Here is a 19,373-nt window from a genome sequence, read left to right as displayed (position 1 = left end):
GAGTCGGACCCGGAGGGTGGGCCACGAAAGACCGGCAGTATAGCGGGAAGCGCAGCGGCAAGCTTCTGGCTTGGGACGACAAGTCCTACCGCTCGAAACTGTCACGTCTGTCAGTCAGCGGTCACGCTACTGACCGGATCAACGGCCTATAACAGAGGCATACTGCTACCTATCCTACCCACTGGCCCTGGCGATTGACCTGATGCCCATACGCAAACGACCCCTGCTGCTTGTCGGCGCCCTGATTGTGCTGGTCGCCGCTGGCGCCTGGATGCTGCTGCGTCCGACCTCGAGCAAACTGACGGCGCCGACGGCGATTCCCGTGCGGGTGGTCAGCGTCGCCGAACGCGATGTGCCGCGTTACGTCAGCGGGATCGGCTCGGTGCTGTCACTGCACAGCGTGGTGATTCGTCCGCAGATCGACGGCATCCTTACCAAGCTGCTGGTCAAGGAAGGCCAATTGGTCAAGGCCGGAGATCTGCTGGCCAGTATCGACGACCGTTCGATTCGCGCCAGTCTCGATCAGGCCAAAGCGCAATTAGGCGAAAGCCAGGCGCAACTTCAGGTGGCACAGGTCAATCTCAAACGCTACAAGCTGCTCAGCGTCGACGACGGCGTGTCCAAGCAGACCTACGATCAACAGCAAGCGCTGGTCAAGCAGTTGCAAGCCACCCTGCTGGGTAATCAAGCCGCCATCGATGCCGCGCAGGTACAGCTTTCCTACACGCAGATTCGTTCACCGGTCAGCGGTCGGGTCGGCATTCGCACCGTGGACGAAGGCAACTTCCTGCGCATGAGCGACACCCAGGGCTTGTTCTCAGTGACCCAGATCGACCCCATTGCCGTCGAGTTCTCCCTGCCTCAGCAAATGCTGCCAACCTTGCAGGGGTTGATCGACGCTACGCCGGCAGCGGCGGTCAACGCTTATCTGGGGGCCGACACAGACGGCCAGACTGGTGACCTGCTAGGTGAAGGCCATCTGACTCTGATCGACAACCAGATCAACGCCAACACCGGGACCATCCGCGCCAAGGCTGAATTCGACAACGCCGGGCAAAAGCTCTGGCCCGGGCAACTGGTGACCATCAAGATCCAGACTGCGCTGAACAAGGACGCGTTGGTGGTGCCGCCGACCGTGGTCCAGCGCGGCCTCGACCAGCACTTCGTGTACCGGGTCAAGGACGGCAAGGTCGAATCGGTGCCGGTGCAAATGGTCTACCAGAACAGCGAGCTGAACATCATCAAGGGCGTGCAGGCCGGTGACGTGCTGGTCAGCGACGGCCAATCGCGACTCAAGCCGGGGGCCAGCGTGCAGGTTCTCGACGAACCACCGGAGCTGACCCAAGCCACCGCCCCGCAGGCCCAGCCATGAAGGCCCGTGGCGGAATCAGCGCCTGGTGCATCGATCATCCGGTGGCTACGGTACTGTTGACCTTTGCCCTGGTGCTGCTCGGCCTGATCGCCTTCCCCAAGCTGCCTATCGCACCGCTGCCGGAAGCCGAATTCCCGACCATCCAGGTCAACGCCCTGCTGCCCGGCGCCAGCCCGGACACCATGGCCTCGTCGGTGGCGACGCCACTGGAAGTGCAGTTCAGCGCGATTCCCGGCGTGACCCAGATGACCTCCAGCAGTGCTCTGGGCTCGACCAATCTGACCCTGCAATTCACCCTCGACAAAAGCATCGACACCGCCGCCCAGGAAGTCCAGGCGGCGATCAACACCGCCGCCGGCAAGCTGCCCAAGGACATGCCGACCCTGCCGACCTGGCGCAAGGTCAACCCGGCCGACAGCCCGGTACTGATCCTCAGCGTCAGCTCGCTGCAAATGCCCGGCACCCAACTGAGCGACTACGCCGAAACCCTGCTCGGCCGCCAGCTGAGCCAGGTCGACGGTGTCGGCCAGGTCAATATCACCGGGCAGCAACGCCCGGCGATTCGCGTCCAGGCCTCGGCCGACAAACTCGCCGCCATCGGCCTGACCCTGGCCGACATTCGCCTGGCGATCCAGCAGACCAGCCTCAACCTGGCCAAGGGCGCGCTGTATGGCGAGTCGAGCATCTCGACCCTTTCGACCAACGATCAGTTATTCCACCCTGAGGAATACGGTCAGCTGATCGTTTCCTACAAGGACGGTGCGCCCGTACATCTGCGCGATGTGGCCAAGGTGGTCAACGGTGCGGAAGATGCCTACGTGCAGGCTTGGTCCGGCACGCAACCCGGAGTCAACCTGGTGATTTTCCGCCAGCCGGGGGCCAATATCGTCGAGACCGTCGACCGCATTCAGGCCGCCTTGCCGAGCCTGCAGGCGATGCTGCCGGCGTCGGTCGAGGTCAAGGTGCTGATTGACCGCACCCAGACCATCCGCGCCTCGTTGCATGAAGTGGAGCTGACCCTGCTGATCGCGGTGCTGCTGGTGGTTGCGGTGATGGCGTTGTTCCTGCGCCAGCTGTCGGCGACCTTAATTGTCTCCAGCGTGCTGGCGGTGTCGTTGATCGCCAGTTTCGCCCTGATGTACGTGATGGGCTTCAGCCTGAACAACCTGACCCTGGTGGCGATCGTGATTTCCGTCGGCTTCGTGGTCGACGATGCGATTGTCGTGGTGGAGAACATCCACCGCCACCTGGAAGCCGGCGATGGCATGCGCGAAGCGGCAATCAAGGGCGCCGGCGAGATCGGCTTCACGGTGGTGTCGATCAGCTTCTCGCTGGTGGCGGCGTTCATTCCGCTGCTGTTCATGGGCGGTGTGGTCGGGCGGCTGTTCAAGGAATTCGCCCTGACCGCCACCTCGACCATCATGATTTCGGTGGTGGTATCCCTGACCCTGGCCCCAACCCTGGCCGCGCTGTTCATGCGTGCGCCGAAACACCACGCCCAGTCCAGGCCGGGCTTTGGCGAGCGGCTGCTGGCCTGGTACGAGCATGGCCTGCGCCGCGCCCTGGCTCACCAGAAGCTGATGCTCGGGGTGTTCCTGGTGACACTGGGGATGGCGGTGGCCGGTTACGTGTATATCCCCAAGGGCTTCTTCCCGGTGCAGGACACCGGTTTCGTCCTCGGCACCACTGAAGCCGCTGCCGATATTTCCTACGGCGACATGGTGAAAAAACACCTGGCGATGGCGAAAATCGTCGCTGCCGATCCCGCCGTTCAGGCGTTCTCCCACTCGGTCGGCGTCTCGGGCAGCAACCAGACCATCGCCAACGGCCGGTTCTGGATCGCCCTGAAAAAACGTGGCGATCGCGATGTCTCGGCGAGTGAGTTCATCGACCGGATCCGCCCGCAATTGATGAAGGTCCCGGGCATCGTCCTCTACCTGCGCGCCGGCCAGGACATCAACCTCAGTTCCGGCCCGAGCCGCGCCCAGTACCAGTACGTGCTCAAGAGCAATGACGGCCCGACCCTCAACCTGTGGACCCAGCGCCTGACCGAAAAACTGCGCACTATCCCGGCCTTCCGCGACCTGTCCAACGACCTGCAACTGGGCGGCAGCATCACCCACATCAGCATCGATCGGGCCGCCGCCGCGCGTTTCGGGCTGACCGCCAGTGACGTCGACGAGGCACTCTACGACGCCTTCGGCCAGCGTCAGGTCAATGAGTTTCAGACCCAGATCAACCAGTACAACGTGATCCTCGAACTCGACACCCGCCAGCGCGGCAAGGCCGAAAGCCTGGCCTACTTCTACCTGCGTTCGCCCTTGAGCGGCGAGATGGTGCCGTTGTCAGCGCTCGCGCGTTTTGAAGCGCCGACGGTCGGCCCGCTCTCCATCGCCCACGACGGCATGTTCCCGGCCGCCAACCTGTCCTTCAACCTGGCCCCCGGCGTGGCCTTGGGCGATGCGGTGATCCTGCTCAATCAGGCGAAAGCCGAGATCGGCATGCCGACTTCAGTCAACGGTAACTTCCAGGGCGCCGCCCAGGCGTTCCAGAGCTCGTTGGCCAGTCAGCCGTGGCTGATCCTCGCCGCGCTGGTGGCGGTGTACATCATCCTCGGCGTGCTCTACGAGAGTTTCGTGCATCCGCTGACGATCATTTCCACACTGCCGTCGGCCGGCCTGGGCGCGCTGATCATGCTCTGGCTGCTGGGCCAGGACTTTTCGATCATGGCCCTGATCGGGCTGGTGCTGCTGATCGGCATCGTCAAGAAGAACGGCATCCTGATGATCGACTTCGCCCTCGATGCCCAGCGCAATGGCGGCCTGTCGCCCGAGGAGGCGATCTATAAAGCCTGTATCACCCGTTTCCGGCCGATCATCATGACCACCCTCGCCGCCCTGCTCGGCGCCCTGCCGTTGATGCTCGGCCACGGCACCGGCGCCGAGTTGCGCCAGCCGCTGGGCATCGCCGTGGTCGGCGGGTTGCTGGTCAGCCAGGCGCTGACGCTGTTCACCACGCCGGTCATATACTTGTGGCTTGAGCGGCTATTCCATCGGCCCACGTCAGCGCCCGCGCTGGCGACCACACACTGAGGCGGGTCATGCGCGTCCTGATTGTCGAAGACGAAGAAAAAACCGCGGACTACTTGTATCGCGGCCTGACCGAACAAGGCTACACCGTGGACGTGGCGCCGGACGGTATCGAAGGCCTGCACCTGGCCCTGGAAGGCGACTACGCGGTGATCGTCCTCGACGTCATGTTGCCCGGCCTCGACGGTTTTGGTGTGCTGCGGGCACTGCGCGCGCGCAAGCAGACGCCGGTGATCATGCTCACTGCCCGGGAACGAGTCGAAGACCGTATCCGCGGCTTGCGCGACGGCGCCGACGACTACCTCGGCAAGCCGTTCTCGTTCCTCGAATTGGTCGCTCGCCTGCAAGCCCTGACCCGGCGCAGCGGCGGCCACGAACCGGTGCAGGTCAGCGTCGCCGACTTGTGGATCGACCTGATCAGCCGCAAGGCTACCCGCGCCGGCACGCGCCTGGACCTGACCGCCAAGGAATTCTCGCTGCTCAGCGTATTAGCTCGCCGCCAGGGGGAAATCCTCTCGAAAACCTCGATTGCGGAGATGGTCTGGGACATCAATTTCGATAGCGATGCCAACGTCGTCGAGGTCGCAATCAAGCGCCTGCGGGCGAAGATCGACGGCCCATTCGAAGAGAAACTGCTGCACACCATCCGTGGCATGGGCTACGTGCTGGAGAGCCGTCGTGCCCCGTAACTCCATCGCCCTGCGCCTGAGCGCGATGTTCAGCCTGGTGGCGGCGCTGGTGTTCCTGCTGATCGGCTGGGCCTTGTATCAACAGGTCGACAAGGGCCTGGGCCTGCTGCCGGAAGCCGAGCTGGACGCGCGCTACAGCGTGCTCGAATCCACGGTCGGGCGCTTCGGTACACCGGAGCATTGGGTGAAGATCAACAACAAGCTCAAGCTGCTGGGTGAAGAAGACAAACGCATCAGCTTCTGGATCATCAGCGGCGACCGCCAATACGAGTACGGCACCATCACCCCGCAGATTCGCGCCTTTGCCGAAGGCCCGCTGGGCATGCGCGACATGCAGTTGCCGCAGCAACCCTACCCGCTCAAGGTGCTGGTCAGCCAGTTCCCGGCCAAGGATCAGCGCCCGCCCCTGCGCTTCATGATCGGCATCGACACCCAGACGGTTTATGAAACCCAGCACCACTTGCTGATCGCCTTGATCGGCCTGGCGATAATCGGTGTGCTGCTGTCGTGCGCCTTGAGTTATTGGGTCGCGCGCATTGGTCTCAAACCGCTGATCAAGTTGTCCCACGAGGCGCAACGCCTGGCGCCGCCGCTGTTGTCGGCACGCCTGCAACTGTCACCCCTACCGCCGGAACTCGATCAGTTCGTCACCTCATTCAACTCGACCCTGGAACGGGTCGAGCAAGCCTATACGCGCCTCGAGTCGTTCAACGCCGACGTCGCCCATGAACTGCGTTCGCCGCTGACCAACCTGATCGGCCAGACCCAGGTGGCCCTCACCCGCGGGCGATCGGCGGAGCATTACTTCGAGGTGCTGCAATCGAACCTCGAGGAGCTGGAACGCCTGCGCTCGATCATCAACGACATGCTGTTTCTCGCCAGCGCCGACCAGGGCAGCAAGGCCACCAAACTCACCACAACCTCGCTGGCCGATGAAGTGGCGACCACCCTTGACTACCTGGACTTCATCCTCGAAGACGCCCAGGTCCGCGTGCACGTCAGCGGCGATGCCAAGGTGCAGATCGAGATCGCCCACCTACGCCGGGCCTTGATCAACCTGCTGAACAACGCCGTGCAGCACACCGCCCCCGGCCAGGTGATCGAGGTGCATATCGCCACCGAAGAACACCAGGTGCGCCTTGGCGTGGCCAACCCGGGCGAGCCCATCGCCGGTGAGCATCTGGGCCGGCTGTTCGAGCGCTTCTATCGGGTCGACGCCTCGCGCAGCAACAGCGGCGCCAACCATGGCCTGGGCCTGGCCATCGTCAAGGCGATTGCGTTGATGCACGGCGGCGACGTGTTTGTGCGCAGCGATGATGGGGTCAATACCTTCGGCATCTGTTTGCCGGTATGACTGTTGCTTCTGGCGCAATAGTCCTTTCTGTAAATCGCACTGTTTCCTTTTGCCCAAGCGCCTTATCTTTGCCCGCACCAAACAGCACTTGCCAAGCAAGAAGGTTTTAAAGATGTCCAACAGTATGGGTATTGCCAGCGCTTTCGTTTTGTCGTCCCTGTTCCTTTCGCCTTTGGCCATGGCCGAAGAGTCGCCAGCCTTTGTCGCGCAGAATGCTGCACGCGCTGCCGCCTTCGACCAAGCCCAGGCCGAACTGACCGCCAAGACCCAAAACCCTGAGCACGCCCCGCAAGCATCGACTATCAAGGCTCAACCACAGGTTGAAAAAGATAGCTGATTCGCACTATGTAACTGTTTCCCTCGACACTTTTCCGGGCTCTTTCCCAGGTTGAGTTGTCTTAAAAGCCGCTGCTATCAGCGGCTTTTTTTTGTTGTGCTTTTAAACTTGCACGCCTCTTCATTTCCGCTCGCAAAGATTGGATTTTCAAACAGTAACCCTGTTGGTTATAGGTCCAAGAAGATGTATCCCCGTGAGCATCACCGTTAGACGCAGAACCCTGTTCGTTGCAGTCGCTGCAACGATCGCCGCACGCTGGATCTGAGCAACGTCGATCCGGACGGTTATCCGCTGAATGTTTTCCAGCCAAGCAGTAGCCGCATGGTGCAGTTTACTCAGGCAAATGAAATACTTTGTCGGAGCGAGCAAGCTCGCTCCTACAGTTTATTTACTTGTCAGAGCATGAGCCGTATGCACCTTCACTTGACGGGCAACACCCGGCGCCCGGAATTCATGCTGATTCTGGGCAGCTCGCTGACAGTCATTGCGATTATCGCCATCGTCACCTTCCTGCTCATCCGCGAGCACGCTAACGCTTTGCAGGCCGCGACCCGCAGTGCGACCAACATCGTGCAGTTGATCGACGCCGATGTGCTGCGCAATGTCGAACTCTATGACCTGTCGCTGCAGGGCCTGATCGCCGCCTCCCAGCGCAAGGACCTGCAACAGGTGTCACCGCAGGTGCGCCATCTGGTGCTGTTCGACCGTTCCAGCGCCGCACGCTTCAAAGGCGATCTGCTGTTGTTGGACAAGTACGGCAACGTCACCGCGGACTCCTCGCTGATCGAACCCAAGCCGGGCAATTTCGCCGACCGCGACTACTTCCTCGCCCATGCCTTCAATCACGACACCGAGATGTTTATCAGCCGCCCGTTCAAGGCTCGCTGTGACTGTGCCGACAGCGGCCAGTGGCAGATCAGCTTCAGCCGCCGCATCTCCTCCACCAGTGGCGAGTTCCTTGGCGTCGCCGTGGCGTCGATGCGCCTCGAGTACTTCGACGAACTGTTCAAGGGTCTGGACATCGGCAACGACAGCACCCTCAACGTGCTCGACAATGACGGTATCCTGCTCGCGCAAAAACCCATGCTGCTCAATAACAGCATCGGCCAGAGCTTCGGCGCCCGTCCCAACGTAGTGCGCATCATGCGCGAGGGCAACGGCAGCTTTACCAGCGTGTCGAGCATTGACCATCGCGACCGGTTGTACACCTTCTCCCGCGTCGGCAACCTGCCGCTGACAGTGAGCGTGGCGCTATCGGTGGATGAAATTTTCGCGACCTGGCGGCGCACCGCCTACGTCATCAGCGGCGCCACTGGGGTGCTGTGCACTGGCCTGCTGTGGCTGACCCTGCTGCTGTGCCGCGAGCTGCGCCTGCGGCATCACGCCGAGCGGGAGCTGGCGCAGCAGGCGGCCATCGATGCGCTGACCGGCGTCGCTAACCGACGCACCCTGGATGCGGTATTGAGCCGCGAGTGGTCGCGAGCCCAGCGTACGGGCACGCCGCTGTCGATGCTGATGATCGACGCCGATCACTTCAAGGCCTTCAATGATCGCCATGGCCATCAGGGCGGTGACGATGCCCTGCGCGAACTGGCCCGGGTCATCACCGAAAACATCCGACGCCCCGGTGACCTGGCGGCCCGTTATGGCGGCGAAGAATTTGCCGTGGTGCTGCCAGAGACAGACAACGCCGGCGCCCTGCGGATTGCCGAAAACATTCGCGCAGCGGTCGAGCAGATGCCGCTGTTGGCCGGTGACCAAGCGCCGATGACTGTGAGCGTTGGGCTTGCTACTTCCAGTGGACTGCCGAGCGAGAGCCTGGAGAACCTGATGTTCAGGGCGGACAAGGCGCTGTATCAGGCCAAGGGCGAGGGGCGGAATCGGGTGGTGAGTGCGTTGGGGTAGGTTTGAGGTGTGCGTTGTCGTTCTTCGCGAGCAGGCTCGCCCCCACAAAAGAAGGACAGTGAGCGGGAGTAAAATCCGGGATAAAAAAAGGCCACCCGAAGGCAGCCTTTAAAAAACTAGAGAGGTTTTTTACTTACACTGCCGCAACCGGGCGCATGTAAGAGATCGGAGCAGTGCTGGCGTCTTCAAAGGTCACGACTTCCCAAGCGTCTGTCTGCTCAATCAACTTGCGCAGCAGCTGGTTGTTCAGTGCATGGCCGGACTTGAAGCCCTTGAACTCACCGATCAGGCTATTGCCCAGCAGGTAGAGATCGCCAATTGCATCGAGAATCTTGTGCTTCACGAATTCGTCTTCATAGCGAAGGCCGTCTTCGTTCAGTACACCATCGGCGTCGACCACAATGGCGTTTTCGACGCTGCCGCCGAGTGCGAGGTTGTGCTTGCGCAGGTACTCGATATCACTCATGAAACCAAAGGTCCGGGCGCGGCTGACTTCTTTTACGAACGAAGTGCTGGAAAAATCCACGCTGGCGCTTTGTGTGCGGTCGCGAAACACCGGGTGATCGAAATCGATCTCGAAGCTCACCTTGAAACCTTCGAAAGGCACGAAAGTGGCGCGCTTGTCGCCGTCTTCCACTGTCACTTCACGCAGGATGCGGATGAACTTCTTGGCAGCGTCCTGTTCTTCCAGGCCTGCCGATTGAATCAGGAATACGAAAGGTCCAGCGCTACCATCCATGATTGGCACTTCGGACGCGGAGAGCTCGACGTAGGCGTTATCGATGCCCAGGCCAGCCATGGCCGAGAGCAAATGCTCAACCGTGTCCACTTTCACGTCGCCATTGACCAGCGTCGTCGACATGGTTGTCTCGCCGACATTGGCCGCACGCGCCGGGATCTCGACCACAGGATCGAGGTCGGCACGGCGAAAGACGATTCCGGTGTCGATCGGTGCAGGCTTGAGGGTCAGGTATACCTTCTCCCCGGAGTGCAGACCTACACCTGTGGCACGGATAATATTTTTCAGTGTGCGTTGTTTAATCATGGCTTGGGCCGCTTCAGCGCAAATTGCGAACTGGTATCAACAAAGGCTGGCGATGATAGCAGACCACGCCTTTGCTGAACACCAATCACCTTCATAGCCCTAATACATTCCATCAATCGGCCTGACGACGCAGAAATGCCGGGATGTCCAGGTAGTCCAGATCATCTTGCGGATTCAGCTTCGCCGCCGCTGCTGCGCCGGCCTGGGCCTGGTTGCGCATCACGGTTGGACGATCGAGGTCGCGGTAGTTCACCGACGGCAGTTCCTGACGTGCGGCAGCGGCAACAGGAGCCGGGGCGCTGGTCATGGAGGTGTGAACGGTATTGTCGATAACCTTGACCGGCTTCTCGATTTTCGCGCCCAGACCGGTAGCAACCACGGTCACGTGCAGCTCGTCGCGCATGTCCGGATCGATAACGGTACCGACCTTGACCATGGCGTGCTCGGAAGCGAAGGCTTCGATGATGCTACCCACGTCGGAGTACTCACCCAGAGACAGGTCAGGACCGGCGGTGATGTTCACCAGGATGCCACGCGCACCTTGCAGGTTGACGTCTTCGAGCAGCGGGTTGCGGATGGCCGCTTCAGTCGCTTCACGCGCACGGTTCGGACCGCTGGCGCAGCCAGTGCCCATCATCGCCATGCCCATTTCGCTCATCACGGTACGTACGTCGGCGAAGTCGACGTTGATCATGCCCGGACGCTTGATGATGTCGGAGATACCGCGAACGGCACCGGCCAGCACGTCGTCGGCCTTGGCGAAAGCCGACAGCAGGCTGGCGTCTTTGCCGAGGATGGTCAGCAGCTTCTCGTTAGGGATGGTGATCAACGAGTCGACGCTTTCCGACAGCAGGCGGATGCCTTCGTCGGCCAGTTGCATGCGCTTGCGACCTTCGAACGGGAACGGACGGGTCACCACCGCAACGGTGAGGATCCCCATTTCCTTGGCCACTTCGGCAATGATCGGCGCTGCACCGGTACCGGTACCGCCGCCCATGCCGGTGGTGATGAATACCATGTTGGTGCCGGCCAGCACTTCAGCGATGCGCTCGCGGTCTTCCAGGGCCGCCTGACGGCCAACCTCAGGATTCGCGCCGGCACCCAGGCCTTTGGTCACGCCGGTACCCAGTTGCAGGATGGTCCGCGCGCTGATGCTTTTCAGCGCCTGGGCATCAGTGTTGGCGCAGATGAACTCAACGCCTTCAATGTTGCTCTTGACCATGTGGTTGACGGCGTTGCCGCCGCCTCCGCCAACACCGATGACTTTAATGACCGGGCTTGCGGGGATGTTGTCTACGAGTTCGAACATTTTCCCTCTCCTTCAATTCTCTAGTTTTTTTCGCCTACTGCGCCTACAGCGTTTGCACTGCCTTTGCTGCTTGAAGCTTGTTGCTTGCATCTACTGCTTAAAAATTGCCCTGGACCCAGCTCTTGATGCGATCGATCAACGGGCTCTTGGCTTCCTCGTTGCTGTAGCTATCGCGGTTGCTGCTGATCCCCGAGAAGGAAATGCCATCGGACTGCTTCTGCAGGCCGTACATCAGCAAACCCACGCCGGTGGAATAAATCGGGTTGCGTACGACATCGTCCAGACCCTTGACGCCATGGGGCACGCCCAGGCGAACCGGCATGTGGAAAATCTCTTCGGCCAGTTCGGTCGCGCCTTCCATCTTCGCCGTACCGCCGGTCAACACGATGCCGGCCGGGATCAGGTCTTCGTAGCCGCTGCGACGCAGTTCGGCCTGGATCAGGGTGAACAGCTCGTCGTAGCGCGGCTCGACCACTTCGGCCAAGGCCTGGCGCGACAGTTCGCGCGGCGGACGGTCGCCGACACTTGGCACCTTGATGGTTTCACCGGCACCGGCCAGCTTGGCCAAGGCGCAGGCATAACGAATCTTGATTTCTTCGGCGTACTGGGTCGGAGTGCGCAACGCCATGGCGATGTCGTTGGTCACCTGGTCGCCGGCAATCGGGATCACCGCGGTGTGACGGATCGCACCTTCGGTGAAGATCGCGATGTCGGTGGTGCCGCCGCCGATGTCCACCAGACACACGCCCAGTTCTTTTTCGTCGTCGGTCAACACCGAGTAGGCCGAGGCCAGTTGCTCGAGGATGATGTCGTCGATTTCCAGGCCGCAGCGACGCACGCACTTCTCGATGTTTTGTGCGGCATTGACTGCACAGGTGACCACGTGGACCTTGGCTTCCAGACGCACACCGGACATGCCCAGTGGTTCACGCACGCCTTCCTGGTTATCAATCACGTAGTCCTGCGGCAGGGTGTGCAGGACGCGCTGATCAGCCGGGATCGCCACTGCCTGCGCAGCATCGAGAACGCGCTCGAGGTCGGCGGAGCTGACTTCGCGATCACGAATCGCCACGATGCCGTGGGAGTTCAGGCTGCGAATGTGGTTGCCGGCGACGCCGACGAATGCCGAGTGAATCCGGCAACCAGCCATCAGTTGCGCTTCTTCGATGGCGCGCTGGATCGACTGCACGGTGGATTCAATGTTGACCACCACGCCCTTCTTCAGTCCTCGGGAAGGATGGGTACCGATCCCGACGATTTCCAGCTGGCCATCGGCCGCGACCTCGCCTACCAGTGCCACCACCTTGGAGGTACCGATATCCAGACCGACGATCATTTTGCCGCTTTGCACGTTTGCCATGGTCCTGCCTCTTCTCAATTCTTCGCGACGGCGGGTTGGGCCGTCGTGGGCGCTACAGGTTCCCGCCAGCCTACGGCGAGGCCGTTGGCGTAACGCAGGTCGATGCGCGCAATGTTCGTAATCTGTTCTTTAAGCGTCTTGTCGTAGATGGCAAAGAAGCGGCGCATCTTTTCCACCAGGTTGCCGCGGCCCAACAACAACTCGATCCCCGGCCCCGCACTGCCGGCGCCAGTGGTCAGGAACCAACTGCCGCGTTCACGCAACTCCAGCCGGGCGATGGAGAAGCCCATTGGCCGAAGCATCTGGCTCAACACCTGATACTGCTGCATCACTTGCTGCTGGGCCCGCTGCGGACCGAACAACTGTGGCAAGTGTTCGTAGTTGGCCAGCTCTCGCGGGGTAAACGCCTGGCCCTGGTTGTTCAGCAATGCCTCGTCGCCCCAACGGGCCACCGGCAGTTGTTCTTCCAGGCGAATCACCACCTGGTCCGGCCAGACCCGACGCACTTCGGCATGGGCGATCCAGGGCATGGTTTCCAGCTCGGTGCGCATGCTCGCCAGGTCGATGGTGAAGAAGCTCGCCGCGACGAAAGGCGCGATCCGCTGCTGCACTGCTTGCTGGCTGATGTAGCTGAGGTCGCCCTGCACGTTGATCTTGGTGATCGGGCGGTCGGCGTACGGCATCAGGCGCTGCGCACCTTCATAGGTACCGAAACCCAGCGCCACCAGCAGCACTGGCCAGAACAAAGCCTTGAGAAAGCCGAAATTGGCTTTGGGCAGGCGCACCGACATCGGCTCTTTAGCCACCATTCGACTGGCACCCCGTGGCACCGGCTTACGGCCGGGTGCAGGGGACTGATGACGAAGCTGGGCGCCTTGCATGGACTTAACCTCGCGACTCAATACTGGCCGCCAGGATCGCCAACACCAACTGTTGGAAATCCAGGCCTGCCGCCCGTGCCGCCATCGGCACCAGGCTGTGATCGGTCATGCCCGGTGCGGTGTTGACTTCGAGAAACCAGAACTGCCCTTCGGCGTCCTGCATCACGTCAGCCCGTCCCCAACCGGCAATACCCAGCGTCTCACAGGCCTTGGCCGTGAGATCCATGAGCTCTTGTTCCTTGGCACTGTCGAGGCCACACGGAATCCGATACTGGGTATCGGACGCGATGTACTTGGCGTCGTAGTCGTAGAAAGTGTGTGGCGTACCCAGGGCGATCGGCGGCAATACCTGGCCACGCAGCATGGCGATGGTGAACTCCGGACCCTGGATCCATTGCTCAACCAAAACTTGCGAATCGTAGGTGCTGGCCGCTTTCCAGGCGTCGGTCAATTCAGACGCAGATGTCACTTTGGCCATACCGATACTTGAACCTTCATGCGCCGGTTTGACGATCAAAGGGAAGCCCAGTTCCGTCGCCGCCAAAATACAATCGGCTTCGCTGCTCAATACCGCGTGACGGGGCGTCGGAATACCCACGGTGTGCCAGACCTGCTTGGTGCGCAGTTTGTCCATGGCCAGGGCCGAGGCAAGGATGCCGCTGCCGGTGTAGGGAATGCCAGCGACTTCCAGCAGCCCCTGCATGCTGCCGTCTTCACCGCCGCGACCGTGGAGAATGATGAACGCACGGTCGATTTTTTCGCTGAGCAGGCGCTGCAGCAAGTCGTCACCGACGTCGATGCCGAAGGCGTCCACGCCGGCACTTTGCAGGGCGTCGAGCACGGCGTTGCCGGATTTCAGCGACACTTCGCGTTCGGCGCTCTTGCCACCGAACAGCACGGCGACGCGGCCGAAATCTTTCGGGGCAATGGTCGAGGACAGGTTGGCGTAGTCAGCAGTCATTTCAGCTTCCCTTCACTGGGCGCGACAACGGCGCCCGCAAACAACGGACTTTTCAAGAGTTTCGGCGCGAGGCCGCCGATATCACCGGCGCCCTGGCATAGCAGAATGTCACCGGCACGCAGCAGCGGCTTGACCAGCGGCGCGAGGTCGACACCGCGCTCGATGTAGATCGGGTCAAGCTGGCCACGCTGGCGAATGCTGTTGCACAGCTTGCGGCTGTCGGCACCCGGGATCGGCTCTTCGCCGGCCGGATAGACTTCCATCAGCAGCAGCACGTTGGCATCGGCCAGGACATTGACGAAATCGTCGTACAGGTCGCGCGTACGGCTGTAGCGGTGCGGCTGGTAGACCATCACCAAGCGGCGCTCCGGCCAGCCACCGCGTACGGCTTTGATCACTGCCGCGACTTCGGTCGGGTGGTGACCGTAGTCATCCACCAACATCACGTGGCCGTTTTCGACCGGCAGTTCGCCGTAGACCTGGAAGCGTCGGCCCACGCCCTGGAAGCCCGACAGGCCCTGGACAATGGCCTCGTCGCTGACACCTTCGTCGGTGGCGATGCAGATGGTCGCCAGCGAGTTGAGCACGTTGTGGTTGCCCGGCATGTTCACCGACACGTCCAGCGGCTCGCGGTCAGGGCGCAGCACGGTAAAGAAGGTCTGCATGCCGGTCTGGCGCACGTTGATTGCACGTACGTCGGCGTCTTCGCTGAAACCGTAGGTGACGGTCGGACGCTTGACCTGCAGGAGGATTTCGCGAACCACCGGATCGTCCAGGCACACCACGGCCAGACCGTAGAACGGCAGGTTGTGGAGGAACTCAACGAAGGTTTTCTTCAGTTTGTTGAAGTCACCGTCGTAGGTCGCCATGTGGTCGGCGTCAATGTTGGTGACCACGGCCACCAAGGGCTGCAGGTGCAGGAAGCTGGCGTCGCTCTCATCGGCTTCGGCGATCAGGTAGCGGCTGGTGCCCAACTGCGCGTTGGTGCCGGCTGCATTCAGGCGGCCACCGATGACGAACGTCGGGTCCAGGCCGCCGGCAGCGAACACCGAAGCAATCAGGCTGGTGGTGGTGGTTTTGCCGTGGGTACCGGCGACGGCAATGCCGTGGCGGTAGCGCATCAGCTCGGCCAGCATCTCGGCGCGCGGGACTACCGGAATGCGGCGCTCCAGGGCAGTTGCCACTTCCGGGTTGGAGGTGTTGACCGCACTCGAGACCACCAGCACATCGGCGGTCGCGGCGTTCTCGGCGCGATGGCCGAGGAAAATCTGCGCACCAAAGGACTCCAGGCGCTCGGTCACCGGGGAAGCCTTGAGGTCGGAGCCCGACACTTCATAACCCAGGTTGAGCAACACTTCGGCAATCCCACACATGCCCACGCCGCCGATGCCGACGAAGTGGATACGACGGATGCGGCGCATTTCCGGCTGTGGCATGGCTTTCTGATTCTCAACCATGAACCACCTCCAGGCAGATATCGACCACGTTGCGGGTGGCATCAGGTTTGGCCAGGCGACGAGCAGCGCCAGCCATGTCGTTGAGTCGTTGTGGTTGCATCAGCACCTCTGTCAGGCGCGCGGCAAGATCCGCGGCGCCAGTCGTTCTTTGCGGCATCAGGAAGGCAGCGCCTTCTCGGGCCAAATAATCGGCGTTGCGGGTCTGGTGATCGTCGATCGCGTGGGGCAAAGGCACCAGCATCGAGGGCAGACCGGCGGCAGCCAGCTCACTGACAGTCAGCGCACCCGCGCGGCAGACCACCAGGTCGGCCCAACCATAGGCTTGGGCCATGTCTTTGATGAACGGCTGCACTTGCGCCTCGACGCCGGCAGCGCGATAGCGCTCGGCAGTCACTTCATCGTGGTTCTTGCCAGCCTGGTGAAACACCTCCGGACGCAGTTCCACAGGCACCTGCGACAGGGCTTCCGGTAGCAACTTGTTCAAGGGCTCCGCCCCCAGGCTGCCGCCGAGAATCAGCAGCCGTGCCTTGCGTCCGGCCAGCGCCGGGCGCGGTGTTTCGAGGAACAGTTCAGTACGCACCGGGTTACCGGTGGTCCGCCGACTGTCGCGGGCAGCAAAGGTATCCGGGAAAGCTTCGCAGACTCGGGCGGCCAGCGGCACCAGCAACCGATTGGCGGTACCGGCCACGGCATTTTGTTCGTGGACGATCACCGGTACGCCAGCAAGTCGGGCCGCAACACCGCCAGGGCCGGTGACATAGCCGCCAAATCCGAGAACGCAGACCGGTTTGAGTTGGCCAATGATTTTGCGCGCCTGCAGTACCGCCTTGAGCAGGACAAACGGCGCCTTGAGCAGCGACAGCTTGCTCTTGCCACGCAGTCCGCTGACGTTGATCAGGTGCAAAGGCAGGCCGGCATTCGGTACCAGCTCGTTTTCGATGCCACGGGGCGTGCCAAGCCAGTGCACGGTGTAGCCGCGCGCCTGGAACTCGCGTGCGCAGGCCAGCGCCGGGAACACGTGGCCACCGGTGCCGCCCGCCATGATCAGCACGTTAGCGCCCATGGGTTGGCTCCTCGGCAAAATCACTCTCCTTGAATTCCATTTCCTCGCTGCCCAAGTGGGTCCGACTCTCCCACTCGATGCGCAGCAACAGACCCAGGCAGGCACAGCAGATCACCAGCGAGCTGCCGCCGTAGCTGAGGAACGGCAGGGTCAGGCCTTTGGTCGGCAGCAGACCGACGTTCACGCCGATATTGATCAGGAATTGACCAATCCACAGGAAGGACAGGCCGTAGGCGATATAGGCTGCAAAATACTGCTTGGCGCGCTCGGCCCAGAAACCAATGTACATGCCGCGAATACAAACGAAGGTGAACAGCGCCACGGTGCAAAGCGATCCGATCGCACCCAGCTCTTCGGCCAATACCGAGAACACGAAGTCGGTGTGGGCTTCCGGCAGGTAGAACTGCTTCTGCACGCTGTTACCCAGGCCAACGCCAAACCATTCGCCACGGCCAAAGGCGATCAACGCCTGGGACAGCTGGTAACCGGCGCCGAACTGGTCAGCCCATGGGTCGGCAAAGTTGGTCAAACGCGCCATTCGGTACGGCTGCACCTGGATCAGCAACACCACAGCCGCCACCGCCAACACCACCATCAGCGAGAAGCGAAACAGCCCAACCCCACCGAGGAACAGCATGGCCGCCGCCGCGCCCATCATGACTACCGTGGCCCCGAAGTCAGGCTCCATTAGCAGCAGGCCGGCCATCGGCAGCAGCACAATGAACGGCTTGAAGAAACCCATCCAGCTCTCGCGCACTTCTTTCTGGCGCCGCACCAGATAACCGGCGAGGTAGATCACCACGAACACCTTGGCGATTTCGGAGGGCTGGACGTTGAAGAAGCTGAAGCCGATCCAGCGCATCGAACCGTTCACTTCACGGCCGATCCCCGGAATGATCACCATCACCAGCAAGCCGAACGCACCAATCAGCATCAGCCAGCCGAGACGCTGCCAGGTGGCAATCGGGATCATCATGGTGACGATGCAGGCACCCAGGCCCAGCACCACATAGATCAGGTGGCGAATCATGTAGTACAGGGCGCTGCCCGACTGCACGGCTGCCACTTCAGTGGATGCCGAGGCGATCATCACCAACCCCAGGCCGATCAGTGCCAGGCAACCGGCGAGCATCGGGAAGTCGAGGTCGATTCCGCGTCCGGTAATGATCGGCGAAGGATAAGGCTTGATGATGTCGCGCAGACTCATGCCAAGCCCTCCACAGCCCGGGCGAACAAGTGCCCACGCTCTTCGTAGTGCTTGAACATGTCGAAACTGGCGCAGGCCGGGGACAACAGCACCGCATCACCCGGCTGGGCCAGGGCACGGCATTGCGCGACCGCTTCGTCCAGCGAGTTGACGCGAATCAGAGGTACGCCGTCGCCGATGGCCTCGCCGATCAGCTCGCGGTCGCGGCCCATCAGCACCACGGCGCGGCAGTGGGCCAGGACCGGGTCACGCAGGTCCTTGAACTCGGCGCCCTTGCCATCGCCACCGGCGATCAGCACCAGTTTGCCGGCGATGTCTGCACCCAGGCCTTCGATGGCCGCCAGAGCGGCGCCGACGTTGGTCGCCTTGGAGTCGTTGTAGTAGCTGACGCCATCGAGATCACGCACCCACTGGCAGCGATGCTCGAGACCGGCGAAGCTGCGCAGGGCCGTCAACATCGCATCGAACGGCAGACCGACTGCATGGCCGAGCGCCAGGGCCGCCAGGGCGTTGGACTGGTTGTGCGCGCCACGGATTTTCAGCTCACGCACCGGCATCAGGTTCTGGAATTCGAACGCCAGGTACTTCTCGCCGTCCTCTTCGCGGATCCCGAACGCCTTGAAGTCCGGTTTGCTCAGACCGAAGGTCCAGCATGGCTGGCCCTCACCCATGAGCGGCCGGCTCAGCGCGTCCTGACGGTTGACCACGAACTGCTTCGCACCACGGAAGATCCGGTGCTTGGCCAGGTGGTAGGCCGGCAGACCGCTGTAGCGGTCCATGTGGTCTTCGCTGATGTTCAGCACGGTGGCCACTTCGGCGTTGAGCTGGTCAGTGGTTTCCAACTGGAAGCTCGACAGCTCCATCACGTACAGCTCGACGTCGTCGCTCAGCAGATCCAGCGCCGGGGTGCCGAGGTTGCCGCCCACGGCCACGCGCTTGCCGGCCGCAGCCGCCATGTCGCCAACCAGGGTGGTCACGGTGCTTTTCGCGTTGGAGCCGCTGATGGCGACGATCGGCGCCTTCGCGTTACGCGCGAACAGCTCGATGTCACCGGACAGTTTCACCCCACGGGCAGCGGCCGCCTGCAAAGCCGGAGTCGCCAGCGCCAGGCCGGGGCTCACGTAGAGCTCATCGGCACGGCAGAGGAATTCGACATCCAACTCGCCACAACGCACCTCCACGTGCGGATAGTCACGGCGCAGCGTGACCAGCTCCGGTGGATTCTCCCGCGTATCGGCCACGGCAAACGCCACGCCCCGGTTCGCCAGGAAGCGAACCAGGGACATGCCGCTCTTGCCGAGGCCGACAACGATGCGGAAGTGGTCAGAAGCGATCAGGGACACT

The 19,373-nt window shown here is 61.9% G+C and carries 15 protein-coding genes; 6 read left to right on the top strand and 9 right to left on the bottom strand.

Translation table 11 applies throughout. The annotated features are described in order from the left end of the window. Positions 1 to 202 precede the first annotated feature (202 nt). From NR126_RS05675 to NR126_RS05650, 6 genes are all read left to right on the top strand, one after another. Complete coding sequence (locus NR126_RS05675; protein WP_256829856.1) at positions 203 to 1,372, top strand: efflux RND transporter periplasmic adaptor subunit; 1,170 nt, start codon at positions 203 to 205, stop codon at positions 1,370 to 1,372. Beyond that, positions 1,369 to 4,464, top strand: a complete 3,096-nt coding sequence (locus NR126_RS05670; RefSeq protein ID WP_105754788.1) for a multidrug efflux RND transporter permease subunit — start codon at positions 1,369 to 1,371, stop codon at positions 4,462 to 4,464. Before NR126_RS05675 ends, NR126_RS05670 begins: the two co-directional genes overlap by 4 nt. An 8-nt stretch (positions 4,465 to 4,472) precedes the next feature. Continuing rightward, positions 4,473 to 5,150 (top strand): heavy metal response regulator transcription factor, encoded by a 678-nt coding sequence (locus NR126_RS05665; protein WP_027619576.1) that lies wholly within the window; start codon positions 4,473 to 4,475, stop codon positions 5,148 to 5,150. Continuing rightward, a complete protein-coding gene (locus NR126_RS05660) occupies positions 5,140 to 6,504 on the top strand; it encodes a heavy metal sensor histidine kinase (protein ID WP_105754789.1) in 1,365 nt (454 codons plus the stop codon). Before NR126_RS05665 ends, NR126_RS05660 begins: the two co-directional genes overlap by 11 nt. A gap of 112 nt (positions 6,505 to 6,616) precedes the next feature. Next, positions 6,617 to 6,841: a hypothetical protein gene (locus tag NR126_RS05655; protein WP_027619574.1), complete on the top strand. Its 225-nt coding sequence runs from the start codon at positions 6,617 to 6,619 to the stop codon at positions 6,839 to 6,841. A 411-nt stretch (positions 6,842 to 7,252) separates the two neighbouring features. Continuing rightward, positions 7,253 to 8,746 (top strand): sensor domain-containing diguanylate cyclase, encoded by a 1,494-nt coding sequence (locus tag NR126_RS05650; protein ID WP_256350841.1) that lies wholly within the window; start codon positions 7,253 to 7,255, stop codon positions 8,744 to 8,746. Positions 8,747 to 8,879: 133 nt separating this feature from the next. Here the strand turns inward: NR126_RS05650 and lpxC are convergent, their stop codons facing one another. From lpxC to murD, 9 genes are all read right to left on the bottom strand, one after another. Then, positions 8,880 to 9,791, bottom strand: a complete 912-nt coding sequence (lpxC, locus tag NR126_RS05645; protein WP_027619572.1) for a UDP-3-O-acyl-N-acetylglucosamine deacetylase — start codon at positions 9,789 to 9,791, stop codon at positions 8,880 to 8,882. A 112-nt stretch (positions 9,792 to 9,903) separates the two neighbouring features. Beyond that, positions 9,904 to 11,100, bottom strand: a complete 1,197-nt coding sequence (gene ftsZ, locus NR126_RS05640) for a cell division protein FtsZ (protein WP_027619571.1) — start codon at positions 11,098 to 11,100, stop codon at positions 9,904 to 9,906. A gap of 97 nt (positions 11,101 to 11,197) precedes the next feature. Continuing rightward, positions 11,198 to 12,460 (bottom strand): cell division protein FtsA, encoded by a 1,263-nt coding sequence (gene ftsA, locus NR126_RS05635; protein ID WP_027619570.1) that lies wholly within the window; start codon positions 12,458 to 12,460, stop codon positions 11,198 to 11,200. Between the two features lie 14 nt (positions 12,461 to 12,474). Beyond that, positions 12,475 to 13,341 (bottom strand): cell division protein FtsQ/DivIB, encoded by an 867-nt coding sequence (locus NR126_RS05630; RefSeq protein ID WP_027619569.1) that lies wholly within the window; start codon positions 13,339 to 13,341, stop codon positions 12,475 to 12,477. Between the two features lie 4 nt (positions 13,342 to 13,345). Beyond that, entirely contained in the window at positions 13,346 to 14,302 is a 957-nt protein-coding gene (locus NR126_RS05625; protein WP_027619568.1) for a D-alanine--D-alanine ligase, read from the bottom strand. After that, complete coding sequence (murC, locus tag NR126_RS05620) at positions 14,299 to 15,759, bottom strand: UDP-N-acetylmuramate--L-alanine ligase (protein ID WP_256829855.1); 1,461 nt, start codon at positions 15,757 to 15,759, stop codon at positions 14,299 to 14,301. Before murC ends, NR126_RS05625 begins: the two co-directional genes overlap by 4 nt. Beyond that, the gene (gene murG, locus NR126_RS05615; RefSeq protein ID WP_027619566.1) at positions 15,752 to 16,822 is read right to left on the bottom strand and encodes an undecaprenyldiphospho-muramoylpentapeptide beta-N-acetylglucosaminyltransferase; all 1,071 of its coding nucleotides are present in this window, start codon (positions 16,820 to 16,822) and stop codon (positions 15,752 to 15,754) included. The genes murC and murG overlap by 8 nt, the downstream gene beginning before the upstream one ends. Beyond that, complete coding sequence (gene ftsW, locus NR126_RS05610) at positions 16,812 to 18,029, bottom strand: putative lipid II flippase FtsW (protein WP_027619565.1); 1,218 nt, start codon at positions 18,027 to 18,029, stop codon at positions 16,812 to 16,814. The genes murG and ftsW overlap by 11 nt, the downstream gene beginning before the upstream one ends. Then, on the bottom strand, positions 18,026 to 19,372 hold the full coding sequence (murD, locus tag NR126_RS05605; protein WP_105754792.1) for a UDP-N-acetylmuramoyl-L-alanine--D-glutamate ligase: 1,347 nt from the start codon (positions 19,370 to 19,372) through the stop codon (positions 18,026 to 18,028). The genes ftsW and murD overlap by 4 nt, the downstream gene beginning before the upstream one ends. Between the last annotated feature and the right edge of the window lies 1 nt (position 19,373).

This window comes from Pseudomonas sp. Pse1, from assembly GCF_024519635.1.
GTDB lineage: Bacteria > Pseudomonadota > Gammaproteobacteria > Pseudomonadales > Pseudomonadaceae > Aquipseudomonas.
The sequence above is the reverse complement of the archived record's forward strand: the minus strand, read 5'-3'. Positions and strand labels throughout refer to the sequence as shown.